Genomic DNA, 17,804 nt, shown 5'->3' with positions numbered 1-17,804 from the left:
CAAGCGGGAATTCCAGTCCGGATTCGGACATTCCCGGTTTGGCGCGGCTGTGCCGTTCTTGACCGACGATGGCCTGCGCGCGGCGCAGGCGTGTCGAGCGTCTGATGTCGACACATCGTCCACTTGTATGCGGGCAAGTTGCCGTTGAGCATATGCGTGAGAGCACCGGGCCGCGCCCGGAGCGCGTTCACCGATCGTCAACCTGAATCAGGAGTCGCGTTTCTCGCGGTTCTGCTTGCCGGTGGTGGATAATTTCGTCGATGTGGCCTGGCTGCTGGACGATGGTGAGGAGTTTGTCGTAGTGGATAGCTTTTATCGCGCGTTTGAAGATCAGCATCGAGGCTCAAGGGAGCTCATCAAAAGTCGGCTGGCGAAATACCGGCCGTTTATTGCGCCCCTTGCGACGCTCCATCCGGGCGGGAAAGCGTTCGATTTGGGCTGCGGTCGCGGTGAGTGGCTGGAGTTGATGGGCGAATCGGGGTTCGCCGCGGTCGGTATGGACCTCGATGGCGATATGCTGGAAGCCTGTCGGGAGCGCGGTCTGTCGGTATTTCAGGGCGATGCTATCGAGTATCTTGCTACGCTCGATTCCAATAGTCACGCGCTCGTTTCGGCGTTTCACGTGGTCGAGCATGTGCCGTTTGCGCAAGTTCGAAGAATTGTCAGCGAAGCGTTGCGCGTACTGAAGCCGGGTGGTCTATTGATTCTGGAGACGCCGAACCCGGAAAATATCGTCGTCGCGGGCTGCAATTTCTATCTGGATCCCAGCCACGTTCGACCGATTCCTTCCGAACTCCTCAGTTTCGTGGGCGAGCATGCTGGCTTTGCCAGAGTCAAGCGACTTCGACTGCAGGAGTCCCCTGCGTTGCTGGAACAGGGTGCGCGGGCCGGTCTTATGGATGTGCTCGGCGGCGTAAGTCCGGATTACGCCATTGTTGCCCAGAAATCCGGCAGTGAAGCCGACGCAGCACTATTCGACGAAGCGTTCGATGCCGATTACGGGCTGTCGCTGGCCGGGCTTGCCGCGCGTTTCGAGGCAGGAGCCGCCCGGCAGCATGAGCACGCCGCCGAACAGATTCAACGGACTCAGAGCGAAATGGGGCGCCTTCATGGCGAACTGGGCTTGATTCGCGAAGAATTGAACGGCACCCGCAGTGAACTGATGCGAGCCCTTGATGAACTGGGGCAGATCCGCAGCGATCTGAGCCATGTCCGGGGGGGGCTGGGACAAGTAAACGGTGAACTGAGGCGGGTTCAGGACGACGCGCAGCGCGCCGCCGAGCAATTGCAGGCGGTCTACGGCAGCACGTCATGGCGTGTCACTGCGCCCTTGCGAGGCGCCGTCACGTTCGCTCGAGGCGCGAAGGGAACATGCAAATCCGGGTTGAAGCGTGTGCTGTTTCGAAGCGTCGCGTACGTCAATCGCAATCCGCGTCTGCGACGATTGGCGGTGCGAGCGTTGGGCGCGATGCCCGGTGTGAAGCAAAGACTCGTTCGGATCATCGTGGGGGCTCCTGCGCAGTCGATGCAGAGAAAGCCGATCGACGATGACGGTTTGACACCCCGCGCGCGCGAAGCGTACATGGCGCTCAAGTCAGCGCTCGCGCCGGACCAAGGGGATACGGAATAATGCGTATAGTTGTTGACATGCAGGGGGCGCAGAGCCTCAACTCGCGCAATCGCGGCGTGGGCCGCTACACCGAGTCAATCGTCAAGGCGATGATCCGGAATCGCGGCGAACACGAAATCGTACTTGCGTTGAATGGCGCGTTTGACGAGTCTGCGCGCATCCTGCGCGAGCAGTTCGAAGCATTGCTCCCGACGGGGAACATTCACGTCTGGTATGCGGCAGCGCCCGTCGCGCATGCGGATAAAGCCAATCGCTGGCGCCGTCATGCCAGCGAATTGACCTATGAAGCCTTTCTGACGAGCCTGCAGCCGGACTTCATTTATATCGCCAGCTACTTCGAAGGCTTCGGCGATGACTCGATTACCAGCATTCATGCGCTTCAGACGAACGTTCCGGTCGCGGTCACGCTGTACGACCTGATCCCATACCTCTATGCCAAGCCTTATCTGGAGAATCCTCTCTTCAAGGATTGGTACCTGGAGAAAGTCGAACATCTTCGACGCGCGGATCTGTGGTTGGCCATCTCCGAATCGTCTCGCTCGGAAGGGATCGAACATCTCGATCTCTCGCCCGAGTGGTCGGTCAACATGTCCGCCGATGTCGACGCATGGTTCCGTCCCGAGCAGATTGCTGCCGAGCGCGAAACCGCGCTGCGAAGCAAATACGGGCTGACGAAACCGTTCGTGCTCTATACGGGCGGTATCGATCACCGCAAGAACGTCGAAGGCATGATCCGTGCGTTCGCATTGTTGCCGTCCGAGTTGAGGCGGTCGCACCAGTTGGCGATCGTTTGCTCGATTCAACCGGCTAGCCGCGAGGCATTGATGCGCCTGGCCCGGCAAGTCGGCCTGGACGCGGACGATGTCGTATGCACGGGCTTTGTGCCCGACGAGGATTTGCTGTCGCTTTACAACCTGTGCCGCTTGTTCGTCTTTCCTTCGTGGCATGAAGGTTTCGGTTTGCCGGTACTGGAGGCGATGCGTTGCGGCGCACCCGTCATCGGCGCGAATACGTCGAGCGTTCCCGAAGTGATTGGGTGGGAGGAAGCGCTGTTTGATCCCAAATCCGACGACGCGATTGCGCAACACATGCAGCGTGGCCTGACGGACGAGGGTTTTCGTCAGGCACTAATCGAACACGGAACGCGCCAGGCGGGCAAGTTCTCGTGGGATCGCAGCGGGCGGTGTGCGCTCGATGCAATCGAGCGGCGGCATCAGGCTTGGCTCGCCGACGCGCGCAAGCCGGAAGCCCCGTCGCGACGTCCCAAACTGGCTTACGTGTCGCCAATGCCGCCGGCCCGCACAGGGATTGCGGACTACAGCGCCGAATTGCTGCCGGAACTGGCGCGCTTTTACGATATCGACGTAATCGTCGATGCGGACGCAGTGCGCGACATCCAGGCAGACCAGTTCGCGCAAGTCTCGGTCAAAACGCCAGCGTGGCTGCGCAAGCATGCGGCTTCGTACGATCGGGTGCTGTATCACTTCGGGAACTCGTCGTTCCACGAGTATATGTTTCCGCTGCTGGAAGCCGTGCCGGGAGTCGTTGTTCTGCACGATTTCTTTCTCTCGGGCGTGCTTGCCCACATGGCCATTCACGGGAACCGTTCCGACGGGTGGTCCAAGGCACTGTATGACGCACACGGGTACGTCGGCCTGAGGGCACGACATCTGAGCGCGGATATCGCGGACGCGGTCTGGGAGTATCCGTGCAGCTTGGGCGTGGTCCAGAAGGGCCTTGGCGTGATCGTCCATTCTCCCAACTCACTGCGGCTGGCCCGACACTGGTATGGCGGGGACGTAGCAGACTGGACCGTCATTCCGCACATGCGCGATGCGAGTACCGCGTCGCATGGCGGGGACGCACGCGACGCGCTGGGGATCGGCAAGGACGACTTCGTGGTGTGCGCGTTCGGCGGACTCGGGCCGTCCAAGCTGAATGATCGGCTGCTTCGTGCATGGGGCCAGTCGACGCTCGCGCGCGATCGGGCTTGTCATCTGATATTCGTCGGAGAAAATCAGCCGACCGAGTATGGCGAGAAACTCGCGCGCACCATTCGGCAAATGGGCGGTCGGGTCCGCGTCACCGGTTGGGCCGACGCGCAGATGTTTCGCCGGTATCTGGCGGCGGTCGATGTCGGCGTCCAGTTACGTACGCTGTCGCGCGGCGAGACGTCCGGGACGGTGCTGGACTGCATGAACTACGGCAAGGCGACGATCGTCAATGCCAACGGAAGCATGGCAGACCTGGATCGCGAGGCCGTATGGATGTTGCCGGACGAGTTTTCTGACGAGCAACTCGTCGATGCGCTGGAAACGTTGCGCTCGGATCCGGCACGCCGGCAACGGATGGGCGCGCGCGCGCGGGACATCATCGTAACCGCCCATGCGCCCGACGTCTGTGCGCAACAGTATCGCGATACCATCGAGCGGTTCTATGTCCGCGCGAATGCGAATCCGGTCGTATTGTCGCGCGCAATCGCGCGTCGCGCCGGTCAAGCCAGCGACGACCAGTTGCGCACGTGGGCGCTGAGCGCGGCGAGGAGCTTTGTTCCGCGCAACAACAAGCGGCAATTGCTGGTCGACATCTCCGAACTCGTGCAGGTGGATGCCAGAAGCGGGATCCAGCGCGTGGTGCGCAATCTGCTGAAGGAATGGCTGGATTCTCCTCCCGACGGCTTTCGAGTCGAGCCGGTTTATGCCACAACGAAGGATTCCTATCGCTATGCACGTGACTTTACGGCGCGGCTGATGGGGTTCGAGGACGGCTGGCTGCAGGACGAGCCGATCGACTATGCGGCAGGAGATGTATTCGTCGGCCTGGATCTGCAACCGCGAGTCGTTCCGGCGCAGCGGGCTTTTTATCAAAGCATGCGATTGCAGGGTGTGCAGGTCAAGTTTGTCGTCTACGATTTGCTGTGCGTGCTACTCCCCCAGTACTTCGTTCCTGGCGCTGCCGATGGATTTACGGGGTGGCTCGATGTCGTGGCGGAGAACGACGGAGCGTTGTGCATTTCGCAGGCCGTGGCGACGGATCTGTCTTCATGGCTGGCAACGCACGCTCCGGATCGCGCACGCCCCTTCGAGATCGACTGGTTCCATCTCGGGGCGGATATCGAAAATTTCTCGACGTCTTCGGAAATGCCGCCAAACGGAAGCAAGGTGCTTCAACACCTGCGTAATGCCCCGACGTTCCTGATGGTGGGGACGCTGGAACCGCGCAAGGGGCATGCCCAGGTCCTGGATGCGTTCGAGCAGCTGTGGCGCGACAATGAGACCGTCAATCTGGTCGTCGTCGGGCGGCAGGGCTGGATGGTGGAGGACCTGGTCTCCCGCCTGCGAACACACGCGGAGCAGGGGCGCCGCTTGTTCTGGCTGGAAAATGCGTCGGACGTCTATTTGGAGAAAATCTACGGGGCAAGCTCGTGTCTGATCGCGGCGTCCTATGGTGAAGGCTTTGGTTTGCCGCTGATCGAAGCCGCGCAACATGGATTGGCGATCATTGCGCGCGATCTGCCGGTATTTCGTGAAGTGGCTGGCGAGCATGCATTTTATTTTTCCGCGCAAGATGGCCGCGATCTGGCGACCGAGATCAAGGCATGGCTGGAACTCCAAGCGAAGGAGCAGGAGCCTTCGTCTCGCGGCATGCCGTTCCTGACCTGGGCGCAGAGTGCTCGCGGATTGGCAAAAATTCTCATGCGCGATGAAGCGTATTCTTAAAGTAGGATCATTATGTCCAAGAAAACTTCCATCATCACTGGCATCACGGGACAAGACGGTGCTTATCTGGCCGAGTTGCTGCTCGACAAGGGCTACACGGTTTATGGCACCTATCGCCGCACCAGCTCGGTGAACTTCTGGCGCATCGAAGAACTGGGTATCGCCAAGCACCCGAACCTGCATCTGGTCGAATACGACCTGACCGATCTGTCGGCGAGCATTCGCCTGCTCCAGACGACCGGGGCAACGGAGGTGTACAACCTTGCGGCGCAGAGTTTCGTCGGCGTGTCCTTCGACCAGCCGGTCACAACTGCCGAGATCACCGGCATTGGTCCGCTGAACCTCCTCGAGGCGATCCGCATCGTCAATCCGAAGATCCGTTTCTACCAGGCTAGCACGTCGGAAATGTTCGGTAAGGTGCAGGCGATCCCGCAGATCGAGTCGACGCCTTTCTATCCGCGCAGCCCGTACGGCGTGGCGAAGCTGTACGCGCACTGGATCACGGTGAACTATCGCGAGAGCTACGATATCTTCGGCTGCAGCGGGATTCTGTTCAACCACGAGTCGCCGCTGCGCGGCCGCGAATTCGTCACGCGCAAGATCACTGACTCCGTCGCGAAGATCAAGCTCGGCCAGCTCGACGTGCTTGAACTGGGCAACATGGATGCGAAGCGCGACTGGGGCTTCGCGAAGGAATATGTCGAGGGCATGTGGCGCATGCTGCAGGCCGACGAACCGGACACGTACGTGCTGGCCACGAACCGTACCGAAACCGTGCGCGATTTCGTCCGCATGGCGTTCAAGGCGACTGGTGTCGACCTTGAATTCAAGGGTAGTGACGAGCAGGAAATTGCGGTCGATGTCGCCACCGGCAAGACGCTGGTTCGTGTCAATCCGAAGTTCCATCGGCCGGCCGAAGTCGATCTGTTGATCGGGAATCCCGAGAAGGCGAAGCAGAACCTGGGCTGGGAGCCGAAGACGACGCTCGAGGAGCTGTGCGCGATGATGGTCGAAGCGGATTTGCGTCGCAATGAACGCGGCTTCTCGTTCTGACGCCCCGCGTGCCTTGATCACGGGGCTCGGCGGCTTCACCGGCGACTATCTGGCGCAGTCGCTGCGGGCCGCCGGCTATCGCGTGTTCGGCACGACGCACGGGCACGACACGGTCGCGCCCGACACGTATCGGGTCGATCTGTGCGATCGCGCCACGCTCGCGAATGTGATTGCGGAAGTGCAGCCGGATGTCGTCGCACATCTTGCGGCGGTGTCGTTCGTCGCCCACGGCGACGTGGATGCGATCTATCGTACCAACGTCGTCGGTTCACGGAACCTGCTGGAAGCGCTTGCGAATCTGGAGAATCGTCCGCGCGCCGTTTTGCTGGCGAGCAGCGCCAACGTCTATGGCAACACGGCGGTCGAGATCATCGACGAATCGGTCGAGCCTAATCCCGCGAACGATTATGCGGTCAGCAAACTGGCGATGGAATACATGGCGCGCCTGTGGTGCGACAAGCTGCCGATCGTCGTCGCCCGTCCATTCAACTACACGGGTGTCGGGCAGTCGCCGCAGTTCTTGCTGCCGAAGATCGTCGGCCATTTCCAGCGTGGCGAGCGCGTGATCGAACTCGGTAATACCGACGTCGAGCGGGACTTCTCGGACGTGCGGCGCGTGGTGGACGCCTATCGACGCCTTTTGGAGCGGGCGCCGGCCGGCGGCGTATTCAATGTCTGTTCGGGGCGTGCGGTGTCGCTGAAGGCGGTGATCGCGATGATGGAGCGGATTGCCGGCTATGCGATCGAGGTACGCGTCAATCCCGCATTCGTGCGCGCGAACGACGTGCGTCGGTTGCAGGGCGACGACGCGCGGTTGCAGGCTGCCATCGGGCCACTTGATGATATTCCGCTCGAGAGCACGTTGCGCTGGATGTTCGAAGAGGGGCATGGGTGACGGCCCGTCCCGGTACGACTGCATTCGCACAGCACAGTGCGTCCGTTTCGCCGGTTCGGCGTTCGCGGTGTGTCGAACTTGCAGGAAGCGACGAGGCGTCGGGGTCGCGCGGCACGGTTGCGCGATTCTCGTCGCGGAGCGGCTGTCGTCGCGTCGCCTGCGTTTGCAGGGCACGCTTATCGTCTGCGGCGCCGTGCAGGGCGAACTCCGGCGCACGTGAGTCGGTTCGCATGAGGAGTATCGCGTGAAGTTGGGGGTGGATGTCACCTGGATGGTGGGTAACTATCGCGGCATGGGTCGCTTCGCCAGGCAACTGGTGGAACCGGTCAGCGCGTCGATGCTGGGTCTGGCTCCGAGCGGCGTGACAGCCGACGAGTGGCCGTGCGTCAGTCAAGGGCGCGGTTTCTTTCCGTGGTGGGAGCAGGTCGAGTTGCCGCGCTTGTGCCGCGAACAGCAGCTCGACTATCTGCTGTGTCCGTACAACACCGGGCCGCTGCGCTCCACTGGCAACACGCGCGTGCTCGCCGTCGTCCATGATCTGATCTACATGGCGCCGTGGCATGTGCTGCCGCCGGCGCGGTCGTTTTACCAAACCGCCGGTCGCGTCTACCGTCGCCATGTGGTGCCACGACTCGTGCGTCGGGCCGACGTCGTGTTGACCGTCTCGCGATTCACCCAGCAGGAACTGGTCAGGAAGTTCGCGTTGCGCGAGGGGGACGTACGCGTCATCCCGAACACGATTTCCGATGACTGGTTTGCCCCTCCGTTGAGTCGCATGTCGCGCCAACCCTACTTGTTTACCGTGGCCGGTGAGGTGCCGAGCAAGAACGTCGGTCGTCTGCTACAGGCGTTCGCGATCGCGCGGCCGGCACTGGGCGACGACGCGCGGCTCAGGATCGCCGGGATCAAGACCGAGCATCATCCGCATTTTCTCGGGCTCGCGGCGTCGCTCGGCCTCACGAACGTCGTCGAACTGCTCGGTTATGTATCGCATGTCGAACTGCGCGAGCAGTACCGGCAGGCTCGCGCGTTCGTCTTTGCATCGCTGTTCGAAGGCTTTGGGATTCCATTGCTGGAGGCGATGGCGTCCGGGACGCCTGTCGCATGCAGCAATACCACGTCGATGCCCGAGATCGCTGGAGATTGTGCGTTGCAGTTCGATCCCCGCTCGGTGGAAGAGATGGCGGAACAGATCCGCGCGGTATGGGACGACAGCGCGCGATTCGATGTCGCGCTCGGCGCTGGCTTGAACCGCGCTCGCTCCTTTTCGGAGTCCGCGGTGCGTCCATCAATCCAGGATTTTTGGGCGCGTCTTTCATGAGTCGGGACATGAAGAAACTGCTGGTGCTGACCCCCCGGTTTCCATACCCGGTGATCGGCGGCGACAAATTGCGGATCTATCACCTCTGCCGGGTGCTGGCCCGCCATTACTCGCTGACGTTGCTGAGCTTGTGCGAGACCGAGGAGGAACTGCACGCGGAACTGCCTGACGACAGTGTTTTCGATCGCGTCGAGCGAGTCTACCTGCCGCGCTGGCGCTCCTACGTCAATACGTTGCTCGCGTTGCCCACGCGAACACCGTTACAGGTGGCGTACTACCGGAGCGGTGCCTTCGCGGCGGCTGTCTCCCGACTGCTGCCGTCGCACGACGGCGCATTGGTCCATCTCGTGCGTTGCGCAGAATACGTGCGGGGGGCGGACAAGCCGCGCATGCTCGAAATGACTGACGCGATCTCGCTCAATTACAGCCGCGTCAAGCAACTCAGGAACGCCCGCGGACTCAAGTCGCGCGTGTTCGGCATCGAGGCGAAGCGCCTGCTCGACTACGAGCGTGCCATCGTCCGCGATTTCGACCTGTCGGTGCTGGTGTCGAAAACCGATCGAGACTATCTGTTCCCCGACTCGCCTTCAAGTGACGTGATGGTTTGCTCAAACGGTGTGGACTTGTCGGCGCTACCGCTTACGCTGCGAAGCATGGCGAGCCGGATACTCATCTTCATCGGCGACATGCGCACGGTCCAGAATCAGGACATGTGCCACTTCTTCGCGGAGGCCGTGCTGCCGTTGCTGCGCAACCGTGCCGATTATCGGTTCCGGATAGTAGGGTCCATCGCACCTGCGCTGGCCGAGCGGTTTCGCGCGTACGATGGCGTGGAGGTTACCGGCCGGGTCGCGTCGGTCGCGGAGGCAGCGTCCGACGGAGCCATCGGCGTGTGCCCGATGCGCATCGGCGCTGGCGTGCAGAACAAGATCCTTGAATACATGGCGTTGGGGTTGCCGGTCGTCACCACGTCGTTGGGGCACGAGGGCCTGGGCGCGAAGGCCGGCGAGGACCTGCTGATCGCGGATACGCCAGAGGAATTTGTCGAGCGCATCGAGCAGCTTGTTGCCGACGACGCTTCCGCGGTCGAAATGGCTCGGCATGCGCGGACCTTTGTCGAGCGCGAGCACGGATGGGAGCGGATGGTCGCGCCGCTCGTCGAGAAGGTTGGTGTGCTGTTGGCCACCCCGGCGCCGCTTCGCAATCATGGAAATGCCACGTCGGCGTGCGATGGCGCCGGCCAATCGGGCAGGAGGATGCGATGATGCGTCTCGTCGTCACCGGCGCGAACGGCTTCGTCGGCCGTGCAGTCTGTCGTCGCGCGCTGGACGCCGGCCATACCGTCACCGCGCTGGTTCGGCGACCTGGCACATGCGTCGACGGCGTGCGCGAATGGGTCCACGGTGCTGCCGATTGGGACGGCCTCGACGAGAGCTGGCCCGTCGACCTCGCCGCCGATTGCGTGATCCATCTCGCTGCACGCGTGCATGTGATGCACGACAAGGCGCCCGATCCCGATGTCGCATTTGACGCGACCAATGTCGCGGGTACGCTGCGTCTTGCGGAAGCCGCACGCAAGCACGGCGTGCGCCGAATCGTATACGCGAGCAGCATCAAGGCGGTCGCCGAGAGCGATGGGGAAGCGCCGCTGTCCGAAAGCACCCATCCCGATCCACAAGACGCATACGGCCGTTCGAAACTCCGTGCCGAGCAGCAACTCGCGCGCTTCGGCGCGTCTGCCGGACTCGACGTCGTCGTCGTGCGTCCACCGCTCGTCTACGGCCCGGCCGTCGGCGCCAATTTCTTGAGCATGATGAACGCAGTCGCACGTGGCATGCCGTTGCCGCTTGGCTCCATCACCGCTCGCCGCAGCATCGTCTATGTCGACAACCTTGCCGACGCGCTGTTGCGGTGCGCGATCGATCCGAGGGCGGCTGGCGAGTGTTTCCACGTCGCCGATGACGATCCGCCATCGATCACGGATCTGCTGCGCCTGGTGGGTGACGCTTTGGGCAAGCCGGCGCGGCTTCTGCCGGTACCGGTGGCGGCACTACGCGCGCTCGGCAGGCTGACCGGCCGCAGCGCGGCAATCGACCGCCTGACAGGCAGCCTTCAGCTCGACACGGGCCGGATCAAGCGCGTGCTCGGCTGGCAGCCGCCCTATACGACTCGCCAGGGCCTCGAAACGACGGCGGCATGGTATCGTTCGCGCGATACACAACAATAGTCGACATGCTTTTCCCGATATCCACGTGGCCTGCTACGGTCGCGGTGGCGCTGGCCGCCACCCTCGCATCGACGGCCATCCTGCGCGTGTTGCTCGCGACCGGCCTCGCATGGCGCCTCGCCACCGACATTCCAAACGACCGTTCGCTCCATTCCTTGCCGACGCCGCGCGTCGGCGGCTGGGGCATCGTGCCGGTCTGCGTCGTCGCGCTGCTGACGCTGGCGCCGTGCCTCTGGCTGATCGCAGTTGCAGCCGCGGGGCTCGCTGCGTTGTCCCAGGTCGACGACCGGCGCGGCTTGCCGGCCCGGGTCCGGTTCTCGGCGCATCTCGCGGCGGTCGTCGGACTGATCGCCGTTTTTCCGGCCGACGCGCCGTGGTGGCTGCTCGTGGGCGTCGGTTTCGTGATGGTCTGGCTGACGAACCTGTACAACTTCATGGATGGCGCCGACGGCCTCGCAGGCGGCATGGCGCTGTTCGGCTTCGGTGCATACGCCGCTGCGGCGCTCACCGGCGCGAATCCGTCCCCCGATCTCGCGGTGGCCGGCGCAGTGGTGGCCGGGGCAGCGTTCGGCTTTCTACTGTTGAACTTTCATCCGGCGCGTCTGTTTCTCGGCGACGCGGGCTCCATTCCGCTCGGTTTCCTCGCCGGCGCGCTCGGCTACTGGGGCTGGCGTACCCACGTGTGGCCGATCTGGTTCCCGGCACTGGTGTTCGCCCCCTTTATTGCTGACGCATCTGTAACACTTTTGAGACGTCTGTTACGTGGCGAAAAGTTCTGGCAAGCGCATCGGGAGCATTATTATCAAAGGATGGTCCGGGCGGGCGTAGGTCATCGCCGGACTGCTCTTTATTGGTACCTCATCATGCTCGCGGGCATAATCGTTGCCGTGTGGGCAAAGGGCCGCCCGGAACGGGAGCAATGGCTGTCGTTCTTCGCGTGGTACGGCGTCCTGGCATGCATCGGATTGGTGATCGACATGCACTGGCGTCGATTTCAGTCGGCCGCCGAAAACAACTCTTGAGGTCTCCCGCCAATGTTGCGATCCAAAGCATCGTGGCTGTCGCTGAGTGCTTTCCTGTTCGACCTGACGGCGGTTGTCGCGTCATGGTTGTTCGCTTATCTCGTTCGTTTCAACGGCAGCATTCCGTCTGATTTTCTCGGCGGTGCGCTGACCGCGCTCGTGTGGGCGTTGCCCGTCTACGCGCTGATGTTCCATCTGTTCGGCCTGTACCGCGGCCTGTGGGTGTTTGCGAGCCTGCCCGACCTGATGCGCATTTCCAAGGCGGTCGCTGGTGGCGGCGTGATCGTGATGATCGGCGCGGTGATGTTCCAGCCAGTTCCGATCATTCCGCGCTCGGTGTTGATCGTGTCGCCGCTTATGCTGTTTCTCGCGATGGGCGGCGCCCGCGCGCTGTACCGCGCGACAAAGGAGTTTTATCTGTACGGCGGGCTGGTCGGGCAGGGCAAGCCGGTGCTGGTGCTTGGTGCCGGCACGGCGGGCGCGAGTCTCGCGCGCGAGCTGTCGCGCTCGGGGGAGTGGCGTCTGGTCGGCCTGCTCGACGACGATGTCACGAAGCACGGGCGAGAGATCTATGGCTACAAGGTGCTCGGTTCGTTCAACGACCTGAAGCACTGGACCGACGCAATGAAGGTCGAATACGCAATCATCGCGATTCCGTCGGCATCCGTCGAAACGCAGCGTCGCGTTGCGACGCTCTGTGTGCGGGCGGGCGTGAAGGCGATGGTGCTGCCCTCGCTGACGGCGCTGATGCCGGGGCAGGGGTTCCTGTCGCAAGTGCGCAATATCGACCTCGAGGATCTCCTTGGACGCGATGCGGTGACGATCGACACGCCGCACGTCGAGGCGTTGCTGCGCGGCCGCGTCGTGATGGTGACGGGTGCGGGCGGCTCGATCGGCTCGGAGCTGTGCCGGCAAATCCTCCGGTTTGCGCCCGCACAACTCGTTGCGTTCGACCTGTCTGAATACGCGATGTACCGTCTCGCCGAAGAATTGCGCGAGCGCTTCCCCGACCAGCCGGTGGTGCCGATCATCGGCGACGCTAAGGATTCGCTGCTGCTCGATCAGGTGATGTCGCGTCATGCGCCGCACATCGTGTTTCATGCGGCCGCATACAAGCACGTGCCGCTGATGGAAGAGCACAACGCGTGGCAGGCGCTGCGCAACAACGTGCTCGGCACGTACCGCGTCGCCTGCGCCGCGATCCGCCACGACGTGCGCCATTTCGTGCTGATCTCAACTGACAAGGCAGTCAATCCGACCAACGTAATGGGTGCGAGCAAGCGTTTGGCGGAAATGGTCTGCCAGGCGCTACAGCAGACGAGCGGCGGCACGCAGTTCGAGACCGTGCGCTTCGGCAACGTGCTCGGGAGTGCCGGTAGTGTGATTCCGAAGTTTCAGCAGCAGATAGCCAAGGGCGGCCCGGTGACGGTTACGCACCCTGAGATCACGCGATTTTTCATGACGATTCCCGAGGCGTCGCAACTCGTGCTGCAGGCATCGAGCATGGGGCACGGCGGCGAGATCTTTATTCTCGAGATGGGGCAACCGGTCAAGATCGTCGATCTCGCGCGCGACCTGATCCGCTTGTACGGTTTCTCGGAAGGGCAGATCCGGATCGACTTTACCGGGTTGCGACCAGGCGAGAAGCTCTACGAGGAACTGCTCGCCGACGACGAAACGACGACGCGGACGCCGCATCCAAAGCTGCGGATTGCCAGGGCGCGCGAAGTGCCGGACCACCTGCTCGACGAACTACTGCCGTGGCTGATGCAGCATCGCGTGCTGAGCGACGATGAAGTGCGGCGTGATCTGCGGCGTTGGGTGCCGGAATATCAGACAGCCGCAATTCCTGCGCTTCAAACCGTATCCGCATTGTTCCCGCCGAAGTCCGTGGCGCGAGGATAGCGGACGCGCATTCCTTCAGGCGCGACCGCCGGGCGTATCCGTTTTGCAATCATTCCTCGATAAAGGGCGCCATGCATCGAATACGCGATGCAACCTGGCTTTACGGGGCCAGTAGTGCCCCGTATCGGGCAATTGCTCTCATGGTGATTTGACGCTGGAGCGACGGGATATTCGCGCCCTTAGGGAGTCGACGTATCGCCAGCAGAGACCAGAGTTTCGCATCGAGCCTGCATCGGTCATCCAGCAATGACAGAGTTTCCTGATCGAGTTCCTTGTCGAGGCGCATGCGCAGATTCTCCGGCACGCGCGCGGTCGGATTAAGATGCATCATTGGCAGATCGGTGTTGAACCACCGACTCAAATTTTGATGAAACTGTGGGTTCTCGATAATATCGCTGTAAGCGACTGAATTGAGTCGATTCAGCGCATCTCTCAGTAATCTGGGCTCCTGATCCGGGGCGATGAACGAATCATTGCCGATACGCTCGTCCGGCCACAATAGCATGCGCGTGGCCAGATTGTCTGTCTGGCACGCAATGCGTGGATCCGTCAGGAATTCCTTAAGAGTGCCACGCGATAGTTTGATGCAATCTCGCCAACTGCCCCAACGCACGAGATATTCGTCCGACATGCATCGCCAGTACACCCAGTGAGACAGCAGACGGGATAACGGCTCGCGAAGGAACGTCAGTAATTGCGCGCGAGGGTATCGATTCGTCAAAGTGCTGTAAGAGAAATGGCCCATGATCAGCTTCGATTCGGGCATCTTGCTTTCATCAAGATGGATCGTGCGCGCAACCTCATCATCGAACTCCGAGAGTCGATCGAATGTGCCGAGCAGTAGCCGATCGATTCCTCGAACTTCGTCATTCGTTTGCAAGGATTGCGAAATGCCGGTGACTACTGATGTGCCTGCCGTTTTCGGGATATGCATGACTGCAAGCGGTTTCTCGCTGCTGCGCGGCTCATTTTGAAATCTGGGCGTGGCGAAATAGTTGAACACGATCTAATCGGAGATGATTTATCAAAGATCGCCTTGGACAGGCGGTTTCTTCATGGTGACTTGCGACAGGCACAAGGCCGGCGGGGTGTATCGATCCAAAGGAGCGGCTATGTCCGGCTGTCAGTTTATCGACAACAAAATGCGCCTGCCACAATACCAGCGTCAAGGACGGGCGACAGCAACCCGAATCCATCCTCGACATGGGTGAACCGGTCGAGATCGGCGATCTCGTATGCGCCCTGATTCCTCTCGTCGATCTTTTGCTTGCACGACCGGATCCCATTCCCGCGAACGGCCCCTTTGCGCGAAATCATACGGCGACCCGCATACCGGGTGCCAAACCGGCGATCGTGCGTACGCGGAAAGTGCCTGATCATTCGGCCGACGTGCCGCGGGCATGATCGAATCGCGTGCGCAGCGATGAGGGAAGTCCGACGGGATCTGCTCCGCCGGGTGTCGGAATGCCGATCATGGACCATTTCACCCCGCATCCCACCGGTTGCATTCATTTGACTACCAGCCGATTCCTTCCTATGTTTTCCTCAAGGTAGCCGTGCGATTGCCGTAAAGAACAAAGGTGAAAAGCCAGATACGAGCTCAACGGTACATACCAATATGATGAAAGCGGAACATCTTGCCAGGGGAATGAGCGCAGCCCTCATGGTGATCGCGCTCGCAGGCTGCGGCGGCGGCGACGATGCAAGTCCGGCAGCGGCCACGGCACAGGCCGGCAAACTGTCGGCGCTGCAGGCGACCGGCAACGCGGTGAGCGCGGCGCCGATGAGCGCAACGGCGCCGGTCCATGTTGCGCTCGTGCTCAAGCTGAATGATGAGGCCGGGCTGAATCGCTTCTTGCAGCAAGTACGAACGCCCGGTAGCGCGAACTTCGGGGCCGTGCTGACCTCGGCGCAGATTGCCGCGCAGTACGCGCCTACCACCGGCCAGGTCGCCACCGTGAAGGACTATCTGGCAAGTAAGGGCTTTACGAACATCAGAGTGGCCGTCAACAACCTGATGGTCGAAGCCGATGCCCCGGCGAGCGTCGTCTCCGGTGTATTCCAGACGACGCTCGTGTCGGTCGCGATGGCGGACGGTACCAGCACGCACATCAACACCGCCCCGGAGACGGTGCCCGATGCGATCAGCGGGGTCGTCCAAGGGGTTCTGGGCCTCGATACCGCCACCCGTCTGCACCCTAATTTCGTGCGCGCCTCCAGTGCCGCTGCTGCGCCGGCGGCAAATGCGTCGCCGACCATATCTGCAGTCACGGTCGACCACAACCCAACGCAGTTTCCCGCCATCTATTCCGTGGGCAGTACTCCGGGGGCCGTCAACACCACGGTCGGCATCATTGCCGTAGGAGACGTGACGCAGCCAGTCATCGACCTGGCGACGTTCGAAAACAACAACCAGTTGCCCGCAGTGCCCGTTTCAGTGATCCATGCCGGGCTGTCGAGCACGGACACGAGTGCGAACGTCGAATGGTCTCTCGATAGCCAGACCATCGTCGGGATGTCCGGCGGCCTCAAGCAACTGAACTTCTACGTTGCACGTTCGTTTGCATGGAGCGATATCGCGCTTGCAATCAACCGTGCCGTGAGCGACAACACCGCCCGGGTCATCAACATGTCGATCGGCGGTTGCGAGAACTGGGCGCCGACGGCGGCCATCGACTCGTTGTTCCAGGTCGCCGTTGCGCAAGGTCAGACTTTCTCGGTCAGTTCCGGCGATTCAGGCAGCGTGGCATATGGCTGCACCGGCACTTCCGTGCAATACCCGGCGACGTCCCCGTATGTCGTGGCCGTTGGGGGCACGACGCTCTATACGAACGGGAACGGCAGCTACGCTGGCGAGACGGCCTGGAACGACAGCGGCGGCGGCATCAGTGGCATCGAGCCGATTCCGTCATGGCAGTCGAATGTTCCGGCGTTGAAGGGTCGCGTTTTCCGCGGTATGCCGGACATTGCGTTCGACGCCGATCCGAACAGCGGCGAAGTCGTCCTCGTAGGCGGACAACTCGAGATCGTGGGTGGTACGAGCTTGTCCGCGCCGCTGTTTGCCGCGACCTGGGCTCGCATGCTGTCCGGCGGCTGTGCGACGAGTCTCGGTTTTGCGGCGCCCACGCTGTACAGCGCCCAAGCCACGACGCCGTCGATCTTTCGCGATATTACCTACGGGACGAACGGCGCATACAGTGCGAGTTCTGGATGGGACTTCGTGACCGGCTGGGGCACGCCGAACATCAGCATGCTGTATTCGTCGGTATGCAATTCGACACCGGCCGTCTACAGCGGCGGAATCAACGAAGGGACGACGCTAAAGCCACGGCAAGCCGTGTATTCCGCGTCCGGGACTCACGAGCTCCTGATGCAGGATGACGGGAACCTGGTGCTTTACAACACGACGAATGGCGCTGCGGTGTGGAATACCGGGACATATGGAAACCCCGGGGCGTATGCCGTCTTCCAGACCGATGGCAACTTCGTGGTCTACAGTGCAAATGGCACGGCGCTTTGGTATTCGGCGACCTACGGCCATTCGGGTGCGCAATATCTTGCGGTGCAGGACGATGGCAACATGGTGATGTACCAGTCGTTCGTACCCGTATTTGCTACCGCGACCGGCACGTCGAGCTACACGATTTCGGCGACCGGTTCCGCTATCTGGAAGGGCGGTGTCGTCCTCAGTAGCGGTCAGAGTCTCACGTCCGGTAACGGGATCAATGTACTCGTGATGCAAGGGGACGGGAATCTGGTGCTGCTTCGCCAGGGCGCTCCCGTATGGAATTCGGGCACCTTCGGTCATTCGGGCGCCTTTGCGGTGATGCAAACGGATGGCAACCTCGTGGTCTACGGCGCGGACGGCGCACCGCTGTGGAATTCCGGCACCGGCGGCGATCCAGGCGCGGCCACTTACGTTCAGGACGACGGCAACGTCGTGATCTATACGCAACGGCCGAGCTGGAGCACGAATACTGCCGGCGCCTAGCAGTTCGCTCAACGCTTCGCGGCTGCACAGTGACGGCCCGC

General features: G+C 61.8%; 11 protein-coding genes. 10 read left to right on the top strand and 1 reads right to left on the bottom strand.

Annotation, left to right across the window (positions count from 1 at the left end; genetic code table 11):
- The first annotated feature begins 241 nt into the window (after positions 1 to 241).
- The 9 genes from ACV22W_RS16635 to ACV22W_RS16595 all read left to right on the top strand — a co-directional run bounded on the left by ACV22W_RS16635 (position 242) and on the right by ACV22W_RS16595 (position 13,772).
- Positions 242 to 1,630, top strand: coding sequence for a methyltransferase domain-containing protein (locus ACV22W_RS16635; protein ID WP_448020619.1), 1,389 nt, complete (start codon positions 242 to 244; stop codon positions 1,628 to 1,630).
- Positions 1,630 to 5,349: a glycosyltransferase gene (locus ACV22W_RS16630; protein WP_448020514.1), complete on the top strand. Its 3,720-nt coding sequence runs from the start codon at positions 1,630 to 1,632 to the stop codon at positions 5,347 to 5,349. Before ACV22W_RS16635 ends, ACV22W_RS16630 begins: the two co-directional genes overlap by 1 nt.
- 12 nt (positions 5,350 to 5,361) lie before the next feature.
- Positions 5,362 to 6,402: a GDP-mannose 4,6-dehydratase gene (gene gmd, locus ACV22W_RS16625; protein WP_448020512.1), complete on the top strand. Its 1,041-nt coding sequence runs from the start codon at positions 5,362 to 5,364 to the stop codon at positions 6,400 to 6,402.
- Positions 6,380 to 7,297: an NAD-dependent epimerase/dehydratase family protein gene (locus ACV22W_RS16620; RefSeq protein ID WP_448020511.1), complete on the top strand. Its 918-nt coding sequence runs from the start codon at positions 6,380 to 6,382 to the stop codon at positions 7,295 to 7,297. Before gmd ends, ACV22W_RS16620 begins: the two co-directional genes overlap by 23 nt.
- Before the next feature lie 244 nt (positions 7,298 to 7,541).
- The gene (locus ACV22W_RS16615; RefSeq protein WP_448020509.1) at positions 7,542 to 8,618 is read left to right on the top strand and encodes a glycosyltransferase family 4 protein; all 1,077 of its coding nucleotides are present in this window, start codon (positions 7,542 to 7,544) and stop codon (positions 8,616 to 8,618) included.
- 8 nt (positions 8,619 to 8,626) lie between these two features.
- Positions 8,627 to 9,883, top strand: coding sequence for a glycosyltransferase (locus ACV22W_RS16610; RefSeq protein WP_448020508.1), 1,257 nt, complete (start codon positions 8,627 to 8,629; stop codon positions 9,881 to 9,883).
- Complete coding sequence (locus tag ACV22W_RS16605; protein WP_448020506.1) at positions 9,880 to 10,845, top strand: UDP-glucose 4-epimerase family protein; 966 nt, start codon at positions 9,880 to 9,882, stop codon at positions 10,843 to 10,845. The genes ACV22W_RS16610 and ACV22W_RS16605 overlap by 4 nt, the downstream gene beginning before the upstream one ends.
- Positions 10,846 to 10,850: 5 nt before the next feature.
- On the top strand, positions 10,851 to 11,867 hold the full coding sequence (locus ACV22W_RS16600) for an MraY family glycosyltransferase (RefSeq protein WP_448020504.1): 1,017 nt from the start codon (positions 10,851 to 10,853) through the stop codon (positions 11,865 to 11,867).
- Between the two features lie 12 nt (positions 11,868 to 11,879).
- The gene (locus ACV22W_RS16595; RefSeq protein ID WP_448020502.1) at positions 11,880 to 13,772 is read left to right on the top strand and encodes a polysaccharide biosynthesis protein; all 1,893 of its coding nucleotides are present in this window, start codon (positions 11,880 to 11,882) and stop codon (positions 13,770 to 13,772) included.
- Between the two features lie 100 nt (positions 13,773 to 13,872).
- Here ACV22W_RS16595 and ACV22W_RS16590 read toward each other — a convergent pair whose 3' ends face one another.
- Positions 13,873 to 14,775 (bottom strand): hypothetical protein, encoded by a 903-nt coding sequence (locus ACV22W_RS16590; RefSeq protein ID WP_448020500.1) that lies wholly within the window; start codon positions 14,773 to 14,775, stop codon positions 13,873 to 13,875.
- Positions 14,776 to 15,435: 660 nt separating this feature from the next.
- Between ACV22W_RS16590 and ACV22W_RS16585 the strand changes: the two genes are divergently transcribed.
- The gene (locus tag ACV22W_RS16585; RefSeq protein ID WP_448020498.1) at positions 15,436 to 17,763 is read left to right on the top strand and encodes a protease pro-enzyme activation domain-containing protein; all 2,328 of its coding nucleotides are present in this window, start codon (positions 15,436 to 15,438) and stop codon (positions 17,761 to 17,763) included.
- The last annotated feature ends 41 nt before the right edge of the window (positions 17,764 to 17,804 follow it).

Source organism: Burkholderia sp. AW49-1 (assembly GCF_053427845.1).
The sequence above is the reverse complement of the archived record's forward strand: the minus strand, read 5'-3'. Positions and strand labels throughout refer to the sequence as shown.